The 12,651-nt window shown below is 39.0% G+C and carries 11 protein-coding genes; 3 read left to right on the top strand and 8 right to left on the bottom strand.

Annotated elements, in window-relative coordinates; all coding sequences use genetic code 11:
• Positions 1 to 16 precede the first annotated feature (16 nt).
• Positions 17 to 2,353, top strand: coding sequence for a GH92 family glycosyl hydrolase (locus LV92_RS11875; RefSeq protein WP_111623864.1), 2,337 nt, complete (start codon positions 17 to 19; stop codon positions 2,351 to 2,353).
• Between the two features lie 102 nt (positions 2,354 to 2,455).
• On the opposite strand, the gene LV92_RS11870 is transcribed toward LV92_RS11875, so the two are convergent.
• The 4 genes from LV92_RS11870 to LV92_RS11855 all read right to left on the bottom strand — a co-directional run bounded on the left by LV92_RS11870 (position 2,456) and on the right by LV92_RS11855 (position 5,668).
• Positions 2,456 to 3,181, bottom strand: coding sequence for a LytR/AlgR family response regulator transcription factor (locus tag LV92_RS11870; RefSeq protein WP_111623863.1), 726 nt, complete (start codon positions 3,179 to 3,181; stop codon positions 2,456 to 2,458).
• On the bottom strand, positions 3,162 to 4,223 hold the full coding sequence (locus tag LV92_RS11865; protein WP_111623862.1) for a sensor histidine kinase: 1,062 nt from the start codon (positions 4,221 to 4,223) through the stop codon (positions 3,162 to 3,164). Before LV92_RS11865 ends, LV92_RS11870 begins: the two co-directional genes overlap by 20 nt.
• A gap of 8 nt (positions 4,224 to 4,231) precedes the next feature.
• A complete protein-coding gene (locus LV92_RS11860; RefSeq protein ID WP_111623861.1) occupies positions 4,232 to 4,576 on the bottom strand; it encodes a DUF4907 domain-containing protein in 345 nt (114 codons plus the stop codon).
• A gap of 78 nt (positions 4,577 to 4,654) precedes the next feature.
• Positions 4,655 to 5,668 (bottom strand): Kelch repeat-containing protein, encoded by a 1,014-nt coding sequence (locus LV92_RS11855; protein ID WP_245946366.1) that lies wholly within the window; start codon positions 5,666 to 5,668, stop codon positions 4,655 to 4,657.
• Between the two features lie 220 nt (positions 5,669 to 5,888).
• On the opposite strand from LV92_RS11855, the gene LV92_RS11850 reads away from it, so the two are divergent.
• Both LV92_RS11850 and LV92_RS11845 read left to right on the top strand, forming a co-directional pair.
• Complete coding sequence (locus tag LV92_RS11850) at positions 5,889 to 7,208, top strand: DUF4270 family protein (protein WP_111623859.1); 1,320 nt, start codon at positions 5,889 to 5,891, stop codon at positions 7,206 to 7,208.
• Positions 7,201 to 8,448, top strand: coding sequence for an OmpP1/FadL family transporter (locus tag LV92_RS11845; protein ID WP_245946365.1), 1,248 nt, complete (start codon positions 7,201 to 7,203; stop codon positions 8,446 to 8,448). The genes LV92_RS11850 and LV92_RS11845 overlap by 8 nt, the downstream gene beginning before the upstream one ends.
• Positions 8,449 to 8,896: 448 nt before the next feature.
• Here LV92_RS11845 and LV92_RS11840 read toward each other — a convergent pair whose 3' ends face one another.
• From LV92_RS11840 to LV92_RS11825, 4 genes are all read right to left on the bottom strand, one after another.
• Positions 8,897 to 9,628 (bottom strand): LytR/AlgR family response regulator transcription factor, encoded by a 732-nt coding sequence (locus LV92_RS11840; protein WP_111623857.1) that lies wholly within the window; start codon positions 9,626 to 9,628, stop codon positions 8,897 to 8,899.
• A gap of 5 nt (positions 9,629 to 9,633) precedes the next feature.
• Positions 9,634 to 10,377, bottom strand: coding sequence for a sensor histidine kinase (locus tag LV92_RS11835; protein ID WP_245946364.1), 744 nt, complete (start codon positions 10,375 to 10,377; stop codon positions 9,634 to 9,636).
• Between the two features lie 305 nt (positions 10,378 to 10,682).
• Positions 10,683 to 11,903 (bottom strand): ABC transporter permease, encoded by a 1,221-nt coding sequence (locus LV92_RS11830; RefSeq protein ID WP_111623855.1) that lies wholly within the window; start codon positions 11,901 to 11,903, stop codon positions 10,683 to 10,685.
• A gap of 2 nt (positions 11,904 to 11,905) precedes the next feature.
• Positions 11,906 to 12,649 carry an ABC transporter ATP-binding protein gene (locus LV92_RS11825; protein ID WP_111623854.1) on the bottom strand — a complete coding sequence of 248 codons (744 nt, stop codon included), beginning with the start codon at positions 12,647 to 12,649 and terminating at the stop codon, positions 11,906 to 11,908.
• Positions 12,650 to 12,651 lie beyond the last annotated feature (2 nt).

The following is a 12,651-nucleotide window of genomic DNA, read 5'->3' as shown; positions in this document are numbered from 1 at the left end:
AAGTTACAATTAACCTATGAAAAAGGAAAAAATAAAACTGGTACTGAAAAATATTGGTATTACCCTTATAGCGTTATCAGTGTTTTCTTGTTCTCCCTCCAAGGAAAGTCTATCCTCAGGACCGGAGCCAGTAGACTATATAGATCCCATTATTGGTGCGATTACCTACGGCGAAAAAACTAAGGATGCCCACGGATTTGGCAAGACATTTCCCGGGGCCGCAACCCCTTTTGGATTGGTACAGTTGAGTGCGGATACCTTTACGGGAGGTGATAATGGATCGGGCTATTCCTATGAGCATAAGACTTTGGAAGGGTTTAGTTTTACCCATATGAGCGGGGTGGGCTGGTTTGGAGACCTTGGTAATTTTTTGGTTACCCCAACCACAGGAAAACTACAGACCAACAGAGGGGTTCCGGAAAATCCCGAGGGAGGATATCGGTCCCGTTACTCTCATGATACGGAGGTGACCAAGGCCGGATATTATGCGGTAACCCTAGATGATCATAAAATTAGGGCAGAACTTACTGCCGCACCTAGAGCAGGAATTATTCGGTTTACCTATCCTGAAAAAGATAGTTCCAGGATACAAATCGATTTATCACGTAGAGTGGGCGGTACTTCAACCGAACAGTATATAAAAGTGGTCAACGAGAATACCATTGAAGGGTGGATGAAATGTCCGCCTGAAGGTGGTGGCTGGGGCGGAGGAGATGGCAATGCCGATTATGTAGTGTACTTCTATTGTCAGTTTAGTAAGCCGTTAAAGGATTATGGCATCTGGAGTGCCAATATTCCGGATGTACCCAGGAAAATGCGATTTATTGAACAGGAAGACTACCAACTGGCCGTAGAGAATGCTGAAATATTTCCATTTAAAGATGAGATGCAAGGCAAGCATCTAGGGTTTTACGCCAACTTCAGTACAAAGGAAGGAGAGCAGGTTTTGGTAAAGACTGGTATTTCCTTTGTTAACGTAGAGGGCGCCAAGGAAAACCTGGAACACGATATAGATCACTGGGATTTTGATAAAGTTCAGGAACAGGCTCGGGAAAGTTGGAATGAAGCTATCAAGAATGTTACGGTTTCCGGAGGTAGCGAAGAGGAGAAAACCATCTTTTATACCGCGCTTTACCATACCATGATAGATCCTAGAACGTTTTCGGATGTAAACGGGAATTACATTGGTGCCGATAAAAAAGTGCATCAAACCTCCGATTTTACCTATAGAACAATTTTTAGCGGCTGGGATGTGTTCCGTTCCCAATTTCCTTTACAGACAATTATTAATCCTAATTTGGTGAATGACGAAATTAATTCATTGCTGCAGATGGCGGAGTTTAGTGGCAGGGAATATTTACCACGTTGGGAAATGCTCAATTCCTATTCGGGATGTATGTTGGGTAATCCTGCTGTTTCGGTCATAGTGGACGCCTACGAAAAGGGGATTCGCTATTACGACATTGAAAAGGCTTTCACCTATTCCAAAAATACGGTTGATAATACCGGAAATGGGGAGTTGGGATATTCCCAAGGCAATATCTCCAAAACCTTGGAGTATGCCTATTCGGATTGGGCCTTGGGCACTATGGCCAATTCTTTGGGGAAAACTGAAATAGCTCGGGAATACCTTGAAAAAAGTAAGAATTACAGTAATATATGGAATGATGAGGTAAACTGGTTCAGGGCTAAGGATAGCGTTGGAAACTGGTTGGAATGGAAGGGCAAAACGGTTCATGGTCAAGGTTGTATAGAGAGCAATCCTTTTCAGCAAGGTTGGTTTGTTCCCCATGATATAGAAGGATTAAAAACACTTATGGGAGGAGAAGAAGGCTATAGGAATGAGCTGATATCCTTCTTTGAGAATACACCTGAGGATTTTTTATGGAACGATTATTACAACCATCCCAATGAACCTGTGCACCACGTGCCATTTATGCTCAACACTGCCGGAGTACCCCACCTGACCCAAAAATGGACACGAAAAATATGCAACGATGCCTATGGCACAGATGCCTACGGCCTTTGTGGCAATGAGGATGTTGGACAAATGTCGGCCTGGTACGTCTTGGCTTCAATTGGGATTCATCCTATTAGCCCGGGAGATAACAAATACCAGATAACCAGCCCCGTTTTCAATGAAATTGAAATTCAGCTGGACCAAGATTATTATACTGGAAAGAAATTTAGAATTGTGGCCAATAATAACTCAAAAGAAAATATCTATATACAAACAATGGCCCTAAATGGTAAGCCCTTGAAAAGGTTTTGGATTACTCATCAGGAAATTACGGAAGGCGGGGTCTTGGAAATGGAAATGGGGCCTGAGCCGGTCATTAATTCGTTTAACTAGAAAGTTGAAATTTAAAGAACTGATTATAAATTAATTAAAGTTACTGTTTCTGCCGACTGGGCAAACTCGACCGGAGAATATTACCTTGAGAATACAGTCCTATCACAATCCCAAAAATGCAAAGAATTGCGTCTTGTGACTTTCTCCGATGGGAATACGGGTATCGTTGATTACAATTCGATTCCTTTGTATGGACCTAATTACATTAACATTGACCACGAAAGATTTATGCACTCTTATAAACTGGTAATGCGGCAGTTTTTCCAAAAGATCCTTAAAGCTTAAAAGTGTCAAGATAGTCTTGTTGGTGCCGGCAATATGAATTTTTAAATAATCTTTAAGTCCTTGAATGTATTCTATATCATCCAAGTTGATTTTGATATTCTCGTGTTCGGATTTTACGAAAATAAATTTTTGGTTCTCGTTGTTTCCCCCAAAGGAAGGAAATATATTGGCCTCCGTAGGTTTTACTTTTTGAGCTAAAATTTCTTTGGTCCGTGAGATGGCCTTTATAAATCTATGGTAGGGAATAGGCTTAACCAAGTAATCAACTGCATTAAGTTCAAAGCCTTCCACGGCATATTGGGTATAGGCCGTAGTAAAAACGAATAATGGCCTGTTTTCCAAAGCGTTTATAAATTCCAGACCACTTATTTGGGGCATTTCAATGTCGCAAAAAATTACATCAACTTTTTTTTCCTTTATAACCGTAATGGCATCCAAAGGGTTGGTAAAAGTCCCTACTACCTCGGTAAAGTCTATTTTTTTGCAATAGTCTGCCAAAACATCTATAGCCAAGGGCTCATCATCAATGATTATGCAATTCATAGTTTTTTAAATTTAAAGTTAAATTTACCTCATAGGTCTTTCCGTCGTCATTAATCAGCAAAACATGGGAATGTGGGTACAAATAGTTCAATCTATTTTTTACGTTTTCAAGACCCACTCCACTACTTTTTGTTTTTGCCTTAAAAGTTCCTATAATGTTGATCACCTGCAGATGTATTGACTCATGATTTACAGAAAGGTTTATTTTCACAAAGGTTTTTCCATTGTAATCGGTACCATATTTAAATGCGTTTTCAATAAAGGAGATAAATAAAAGTGGAGGGACAAATTTTCCCCTTTCCTCGCCCGAAATTTTTAGCGAAACATCCTCGCCATTGGATAGTCGTAGCCGTTGCAATGCCACGTAACTTTTTATGTATTCCAGCTCTTTGCCCAAGGGCACCAATTTTCTGTCCGCCTCGTACAGCATGTACCGCATAAGTTCAGATAAATTGATGACCGCTTCGGAGGTATCCGGGGATTGTTTTACCGAAAGCGAATAGATGGTATTTAAGGAATTAAAAAGAAAATGTGGATTTAATTGGGTCTTTAAAAATTGAAGTTCCGACTGTATTTTTTCTTTTTCCACTAATTTCCGAAGGTCCTCGTTTTTCTGCCATTCCGTATAGACCTTTAGCATGGTGCTGAAAATATAGGGCACGGCAAAGATTACGGTGGTCATTAAAAAAAAGCGGAATGCCCCTGGACCACCATCGCCGTGTTGTCGCATACGTACGGCCCTACGGGGAAGCTCATCGGGAGGAGATGGAGGGAAAACAATATTTGTATAAAAGCCTACTGCCAAAAGCAGTAAAACCGAAAGTACAATATAGTACCACATACGGTCTTTGAGCAATAATTTTGGTACCAGGTAATAATAATTGAGGTAGAAGAGTGCCATGGCCAAGAGTAATTTTGCCAATAGACTATAGGGTAGGGACCTGGAACCAGTCAAAAAAGGATAAGACAGCAAGCCGTATAGCATAAACCATAATAGTGCGTGAACAAGCCATTGCGGAATATTTTTCTTATCAAGTACCATGCACTTTTTTAGTAAAGGTTAAATTCTGGAATCTGTAATTCTTTTAGTTCGGAAATTGTTAATATAGGGCTTTCTTTTTTTAATAATTTACTGATAACCTTATTGGCGGTACGTTCTGCATCCTCGGTGGTTGAAAACGGCCTTTTTCCTTCTAAAATAGGAATATACTCCTGTTTTATAAGGACTCTGTCCTCTAGGTCAATTTGATATCCGTAGCCATCGCCTACCGGGAATATTTCGGATTGCAGCGGGATTTTACTTTTTGTGGTGCTAAAGGAGTAATCTGTGAACCTCAAAAACAAAAAACCCGTTGCGACCGCTATAAAAACATATGCTACTAGAATTCTTTTCATTTATTTATAATTTTAAAAGAGCTATGCCAAACAGCCTAGCTCTTTTTGCTAATCAATAAGTAAACATAATCAAAATCACTAATCTTCGTCGTCGTACTCGTCATAAGGGAAAAATTGCTCCAAATCATCCAAATACAGACTTCCTGTGCGGCCTAGGCCTATAAATGCCTTTGCGTTATTGGAGAATACCACCGCATCCTGTCTGGATGTTCTCTCAAAATCTGTTTTGGATTCCCAAGTATCGGTACTAGGGTCATATTCCCAAATAGATTGTAAGGTGCCCCCATAAGTTCCAGTGGCTATATATCCATAATCGTTTAAGGTAAAGCCTACGGCATTGCTTCGAACAATGGAGTAATCATCTTCTTCGTCTAGATCCAATTTCTGGGTCCAACTTTCTGTAGCCGAATCAAAAGCCCAAAAGTCATCCAAATAAATACCATTGGATACACCGGTTCCCATATATACATAATCCCCTATGGTAAAGGTAATCGCAGCCCTTCTTTTGTCACCACCAAAGCCAACCAGTTCGTGCCAGCTATCGGTAGAGGGATCGTATTTCCAAAAATCTTTCCTGTCGTTGTCGCCGTCAAAGCCGGTACCGAAATAACCATAGCCGTTTATTCCAAAGGCCACGGCACTTCTCCTTGGGGTAGATGGGAACGTTGCAATGGTTGTCCAAGTATTGGTGGTTGGGTCGTAAGAATAAAAATCCGCCAATTCGTCCAAGCCATCATAACCGGAACCTATATATCCCTTGTCATTTATTGTAAAACCTACAGCTGCATTCCTTGCCGTTCCCGGGAAGTCTGCTTTTTGGGACCAATAATCACCATCCATATCATAGGACCAAAAGGAGGTTAGATAATCATCCCCATCATAACCTACACCACTGTATCCTATATTTCCAATAGTGAAGTAGGCGCTGCCACTACGTGGACTCCCATCAAATACAGATTGGTCTATCCAGTTTCCCAAATCCTCATCTTCATCGTCATTAGAGCAACTAGCCATTAAGCAAAGTGTTACGCTGGCCATCGTTAACATTTTAATGTGGTTTACCCTTCCCTTCATGTTATAAATGTATTTCATTAGTTAATTTTTTTTCAAAACTAGATGGCGAACATGGTGTTTGAAACTTAAATAGATAAAGTCACCTATTTAACATATGAAAACGGCTATTTTATCTACCAATCGTAGACCCTATTTAATAGTTGAAATCCCCTATTTGGTCTTATAAGTTAGTGGATTGGTCTATTGAGGTTTCCGAGCTAGGGAAACGCATATACTTTTGGCATCAAATAATGAACGAATGAGAAAACTCCTTGGACTTATAGCCTTGCTTATATTAATGGATTCGTGTAGCAATGATACCATCAATGATTCCGATTTTGTGGCCGGCGGAACATTTACCAACAGTAATATACGGGTGGTGCAAATAGATACCATGAACGTGGGGACCTACACTATGAAGTTTGATAGTCTTGTTACTTCACAAGCCACTCGAATGCTGATAGGTAAATACTTGGACCCCGTTTTTGGGGCCGTTAAAAGTTCGAGTTATGTGGAATTGTTGCCCAGCAGTTATTATATCGATACCGACGCGGAATACGACAGTATCGGCTTCTTTCTGAAATATGACAATTACTACTACAATGACACCCTAAAAAGTAATACCATCCATATTAAGGAGTTAAGTGAAGTATTATATCCGGCAGATGGGAGCAATTTCTACAATACCAGTAAGGTAGCATTTTTAGAGGAAGATTTAGGTTCCATAACCTATACCCCAAGACCCTTGGAAACCGATTCTATATTTATAAAATTGAGCGACACTTTAGGACTTGGTCTTTTTGATCAGTTACAACAAAAGGATATTACAAACACAGAGGAATTTAAGGATTACTTTCATGGGGTTACATTTCAACCTGGCGAAGACGACGATGGGTCTATAGTAGGTTTTAATTTTGCTACTAGTGTAATGCGGATGTATTATAGTATTTCCGGAGAGGATAGCCGTATACAGTATACCACAGATTTTGCAATAAATACGACCAGCAGTCCAATTCCATTCTTCAACCAGATGTCTGTAGTTGAAACCAACGAATATTTAAAGACTCTAACAGATAAGGAAGTTGTTCTCAATAGTTCCGAATCGGATAACCAAAGTTTTGTACAATCCGGTATTGGATACACGACCAAAATAGAATTTTCGAATCTAAAAACACTTTTCGATATTCAGGGACAGGGTACCTTGTTGAATGCTGTTCTTAAAATTAAACCAGTTTTGGGGTCTTATAGTGATGAACTGGCTCTAAGGGACAACCTAGCGCTTTATATAGTAGATCAAAACAACGATTTAACAGATCAATTGTCGGGAACGGATGGTGCAGCGGTACAGGCCACTTTAAACCGCGATGGTCAAGAATTCAATGATATTTATTATGAAATACCCCTAACTACCTATATAGAAGGAATATTGTCAACAGAAAGGGATGCGGATTATGCATTTATTCTTTTGCCAGAGAATTACAACAGCACTGTAGACCGTTTTGTATTAATGGGAACAGAGGGCACTGACCAAGGTGTAAAATTGGAACTTACCTATGCAATATATGATGAAGATGAATAAATTACCATTCTGTGCCCTATTTCTAACACTTTTATCTGCAATTCCTGTTTTGGGCCAATCCGAAGGGCTCACAAGTTCACCTTATTCCCTATATGGTCTCGGTGTAATAAATCAGACCAGTATTGGGCGGACCAATGGGATGGGGTATTCCGGGATTGCATTGAAATCGGACACAGAAATAAATAATTTAAATCCTGCCAATTTTGCCTTGACACGCCAAAATTCATTTTTTTATGATGTCGGGATAAGGGGAAAGCATAACAGTTATAGCAATAGGATAAACGATGAGGCAAAAACTACGTTCAATTTTTCAAATTTGGCCCTTGCCTTCAGGATAGTGGACAAACTAGGGGCGGGAATAGCCCTAGTTCCATATACCGATGTTGGTTATACTCTGGTAGGGGTAAAAACCAATATTGAGGGATCTGAAGAATCCTTTGAAAGTAATGTAAACGGTCTTGGAGGAATGAGCGATCTTAAGTTCAATCTAGGATATGGAATTACTGATAATTTGAGGTTTGGAGCCAGTTTCTCTATATTATTTGGGAAAATTGAGGAGGAAGAATCCTTTCAGGTTTACAGTAGTGCCCTTGTCTCCACGGAGAATACCAATTACAGCGGCGCCCGTGTTGGTCTAGGATTGCAATATGATCTCACAAATAAAATCACTATTGGAAGTACGGTGCAACTTCCAACCAGTCTAAAGGGTAATGTAAGACGCTCTGTAATCAAAAGTCTTGACGGGGTTGAAATAGAAGTGGAAGAGGATGAAAGTGATACTGTCGCCGATTTTAATATGCCATTGGAGCTGGGAGTGGGACTTAGCACAAACTTTCTAAAATCCTTTACCCTAAATGCCGATTATAAAAAGAACTATTGGAGTGATACAGGGCAGACCGAGAATATAGGGACATACGTTGATCAGGATATCTATGCTGTTGGATTGGAATTTGTAAGAAATACTGCCAGTTATAAATTTAACCAGCGTATTCGTTATAGAACTGGTTTCAACTACGACACGGGGTATTTGTCTATTAACGACGAAAAAATAGATGGCTATAATTTTACCGCAGGTATTGGTTTGCCAATTGGACGTGGTAATAATTCCATGCTTAATTTATCCTATTCCTATGGATCCACAGGATTAATAGAAAATATACTCGTCAAGGAAAATTACCATGTACTTACGCTGAATTTAAGCTTGGAGGACTTGTGGTTTAAGAAGCGAAAAACCGACTAATACTGGGTCACAAAGAAGTTTAAAAATATGCCGATTTCGGTTTAAAAGGAAATATACAATACTTATTATGAGCTAATTAAGTCTAAGAAGCTTCTGTCTCCTCGAGCGCAGTCGAGAGGTTTTGGACAAATTTTCTTTTAAAATGAGGCCTCTCCCGATAACCATCGGGAAGCGCTCGACCGGACCAAATTACCCTAAACAACCCATTAATAATTAATATTCCATCGAACTCACCTTAACTACTAGCGGGTCACAATGAAGTTTAAACGCCGCATAGAAATGCAATAATAGAACAAACCCCGCTTTTTTGGCGGGATTTATGTTTTATACTTTCACCCTAAGTTTGGTTCCTTCAATGGGTCTAGGGCCTACGCTGGAGTTAAATGTTATTCACTGGTGTCTTCAAAATGGGTTTACAACAGTAAATATTTTATAGTAAAAAAGAAAATCAATCCAAGCTGTTATTGGTAATGTAATCCAAAAAAGCAGGCTTATAATTTTCCGAAACCGTGATGCGTTGGTTTCCGATTATGATCTGACTACGTTCTATCACATCTATTGCTTGTAAGGAAACTATAAAAGAGCGGTGTACGCGCATAAATTTATCTTTTGGAAGTTCCTCTTCCAAGCTTTTCAGATTCATTAAGGTTAGGATGGCCTTAGGCTGGCCTTTAAGCCAAATTTTGATATAGTCTTTCAAACCTTCAAAATATAGGACTTCATCCAGATTTATCTTTAGTTGCTTGTATTCGGATTTTACGAACAGGAACTTTTTGTCGGTAGAGGTGGCTTCCTTGCCGCTACCCTTTACCAAGGCAAACCAATCCTTGGCCTTTGTTGCCGCGATCAAAAATTCCTCGTAGTCGAAGGGTTTTAATAAATAGTCCAAAGCTTCAACCTTGTAACCTTCCAGGGCATACTCACTAAACGCTGTTGTAAAGATGACACGGGTACTTTTGGGGATTAGTTTGGATAATCCAATCCCAGTGAGATCCGGCATTTGAATGTCCAAAAAAAGTAGGTCAACTTCCTCGTTTTCCAGAAATCTTAAAGCCTCTATGGCACTATCACATTTACTTTTGAGTTCTAGGAAGGGAGTTTTTTGAACGTATCCCTCTATCAGCTGCAATGCCATGGGTTCATCGTCTACAACAATACAGCTTAATTTATTCGAATTCATTTAATCTAGATTTCAAGTGTTAGCACAGCGGTAAAGATTTCGTCCTTAACTTGATAAACAAAACTATGGCTATCCGGATATAACAATTGCAGTCTTTTTCTAAGGTTTTCCAACCCAATGCCAGAACCGCTTTTATCCGAATCGCTTTTGGGCAGGTTTTGGTTTTTTGCTGTAAAGACCAGAAAGGTATCCGTTATTTCCATTTTAAATGACAATGAGGCCTCACTACTGGCAGGAATACCATGTTTAAAAGCGTTCTCTACCAAGGTAATAAATAATAGCGGTACTACTTTAATATTTTGTGGAACTGTGGGAAAGGAATACGATATAGTGATCTTATTGGAAAACCTAAGTTTCATAAGTTCGATATACTGCGTCATAAAATCAATTTCCTTTTGTAAAGCAACCTTCTCGGTTTCCGTATCGTACAACAGATACCGCATTAATTTGCCCAAACTGTGGATGGTTTTTTTTGCGGTTTCAGGGGAACTATCTACTAAGGCATAAATGTTGTTAAGGGAATTAAAGAAGAAATGTGGCTGCAATTGATATTTTAAGTGCTGTATCTCTGCTTGTAGATTAATGGTCTGTGCCTCTTTGCGTTCGTTCTCGGATTTGTACCAGCGTTCAGTGGTTTTTAGGGCAACGGAAAAGACAATGGGCACCATGGATGCTATCATGTCCACATAGTAAAATAGATTTTTTGGAGGCCCTTTGTCGTTGGTGCGATTAGGGATAAGTTGGTCCATTAGTAGTCCTTTAATTTCATGGTTGGTCAAAACGAAAAAGGCAATTAAGCCGAAGTTGATCAATATGAACGCTAAAGTTTTATTCCTAAAAAGAAATCTATCAATAAGATAAAGATAATTGAAGTAAAAAATAATGGCATAAAAGCACAGGGGAATCCATGAGTGTATCAGGGTCCGATTAAAGATTTGTTCCTGATCTTGGCCCAACGAAAGCAAATAGGGCAGACCAATTAATATCACCCATGTTAAAAGGTGGAGTAAAGGGATTAAATTCTTTTTTTTATTCAGTATCATCTACTTTGTTCTTATTCATAACGCAATGCCGTAATTGGGTCTAAAGCAGAAGCTTTTTTTGCAGGATACCATCCAAAAAAGATACCTGTTACAGCACAAACAGCGAAGGAAATTATGATGGAGTATAATGCAACGTTGGTGGGCCAATGTAAGAATTTTTCGATAAATACCGTAGATCCAAGCCCCAGGATTACACCTAAGACACCTCCTGTGATGCTTATTAAAATAGCTTCAATTAAAAATTGCATTAGAATATCAGAACCTTTACCTCCTACGGCCATACGCAAACCTATTTCTTTAGTACGTTCTTTTACAGAAACATACATAATATTCATAATACCAATACCACCGATTAACAAGGAAATACTTGCTACTGCTACCAAAAGGATGGTTAACATCTCACTAGTTGAACTAAAAGTTGAGATTAACTCTTCCATAGAGCGTACATGAAAATCATCATCTACATTATCCAATAATTTATGTTGTGAACGTAAAATTTCTGTTACTTGGGTTACTGCTTCAGGAGCATCATCTTCACTAATAGCAGAAGCCATGATTTGATTTAAATAATCGATAGCCAAAATACGTTTTTGTACTGTTGTGTAAGGCGCAATAACAACATCATCTTGATCCTGACCAAAGGTGTTTTCGCCTTTTTCTTCCAATACTCCTATGACCTTAAATGGAATATTATTGAAACGAACCATTTGCCCAACGGGATCTTGACCATCAGGAAATACGTTATCTACCACCGTTTGTCCAATGATCACCACTTTAGAAGCTGATGATACTTCGGCATCGGTAAACATACTGCCGCTTTGTAAACCGACAACTTTAATATTAAGATAATCTGGATTGACGCCATAAATTGTACTTGGCCAGTTGTTAGAACCATTAATAACCTGGCCACCACCATTTACAACTGGGGTAATGTAACTTAACAATTCACTTTTTGCTTTTATGACTTCATAATCTTGAAGCGTTAATGTTTGTACATTACCACCACTTCCTCTTGCTGGACCTCTATCATCAGCTCCTGGTCTAATAGTAATCATGTTAGAACCCATACTTGAAATGGTTTCTCTAATGCTTTCTTTAGAACCTTCTCCAATAGCTAGCATAGCAATTACAGAAGCCACCCCAATGATGATACCTAACATGGTAAGCAAGGTTCTCATTTTGTTAAGAACGATGGCCTTAAATGCGATTTTCAATAGATTTAATAGTCTCATAACTAATCGTCTTGTTTAGGTAAATTTGCTAATTCTTCAGCGGCAGATAGTACCTTATTATTTATTTTATCTTGGATGATGTTTCCATCTTTTAACACGATGGTTCTATTGCTAAATGAGGCAATATCCGGTTCGTGTGTTACAAATACTATGGTTATACCTTGTTTGTTTAACTCTTGAAAAATCGACATGATTTCGTAGGCAGTTTTTGTGTCCAGATTTCCTGTAGCCTCATCTGCCAATATCATAACTGGGCTGTTTACCAATGATCTTGCAATGGCCACACGTTGCTGTTGACCACCTGAAAGTTGGGAAGGTGTGTGATCCTTTCTGTCGCTTAAACCAACCATTTCTATTGCTTTTATAGCTCTGTCCCTTCGCTCCTCTGACGAAACTTTACTATTATAGAACAAGGGTAATTCTACATTTTCTAAAGCTGATGTTCTTGCCAATAAATTGTAAGATTGAAAAATAAAGCCTATTTTTTCGTTTCGTATAGTAGCCAGTTGGTTCTTACTTAAATCCTTCATTTTTACGCCATCAATTTCGTAAATTCCAGAAGTTGGTTGATCTAAACATCCTAAAATATTCAATAAGGTACTTTTCCCCGAACCACTAGAGCCCATAATGGTAACAAATTCGCCTTCTTTAATTGTAAAAGAGATACCTCGTAAAGCGCGAACCGTTTCAGCTCCCATAATAAACTCACGAGTTAAATCTTCAATTTTTATAATTTCTTTACTCATGG

Source organism: Arenibacter echinorum, assembly GCF_003259375.1.
GTDB lineage: Bacteria > Bacteroidota > Bacteroidia > Flavobacteriales > Flavobacteriaceae > Arenibacter > Arenibacter echinorum.
The sequence above is the reverse complement of the archived record's forward strand: the minus strand, read 5'-3'. Positions and strand labels throughout refer to the sequence as shown.

Coding starts and splice junctions, on each gene's coding strand:
- LV92_RS11875 (WP_111623864.1), top strand. CDS start 17: ATGAAAAAGGAAAAAATAAAACTGGTACTGAAAAATATTGGTATTACC.
- LV92_RS11870 (WP_111623863.1), bottom strand. CDS start 3,181: ATGAATTGCATAATCATTGATGATGAGCCCTTGGCTATAGATGTTTTG.
- LV92_RS11865 (WP_111623862.1), bottom strand. CDS start 4,223: ATGGTACTTGATAAGAAAAATATTCCGCAATGGCTTGTTCACGCACTA.
- LV92_RS11860 (WP_111623861.1), bottom strand. CDS start 4,576: ATGAAAAGAATTCTAGTAGCATATGTTTTTATAGCGGTCGCAACGGGT.
- LV92_RS11855 (WP_245946366.1), bottom strand. CDS start 5,668: ATGAAATACATTTATAACATGAAGGGAAGGGTAAACCACATTAAAATG.
- LV92_RS11850 (WP_111623859.1), top strand. CDS start 5,889: ATGAGAAAACTCCTTGGACTTATAGCCTTGCTTATATTAATGGATTCG.
- LV92_RS11845 (WP_245946365.1), top strand. CDS start 7,201: ATGAATAAATTACCATTCTGTGCCCTATTTCTAACACTTTTATCTGCA.
- LV92_RS11840 (WP_111623857.1), bottom strand. CDS start 9,628: ATGAATTCGAATAAATTAAGCTGTATTGTTGTAGACGATGAACCCATG.
- LV92_RS11835 (WP_245946364.1), bottom strand. CDS start 10,377: ATGGACCAACTTATCCCTAATCGCACCAACGACAAAGGGCCTCCAAAA.
- LV92_RS11830 (WP_111623855.1), bottom strand. CDS start 11,903: ATGAGACTATTAAATCTATTGAAAATCGCATTTAAGGCCATCGTTCTT.
- LV92_RS11825 (WP_111623854.1), bottom strand. CDS start 12,649: ATGAGTAAAGAAATTATAAAAATTGAAGATTTAACTCGTGAGTTTATT.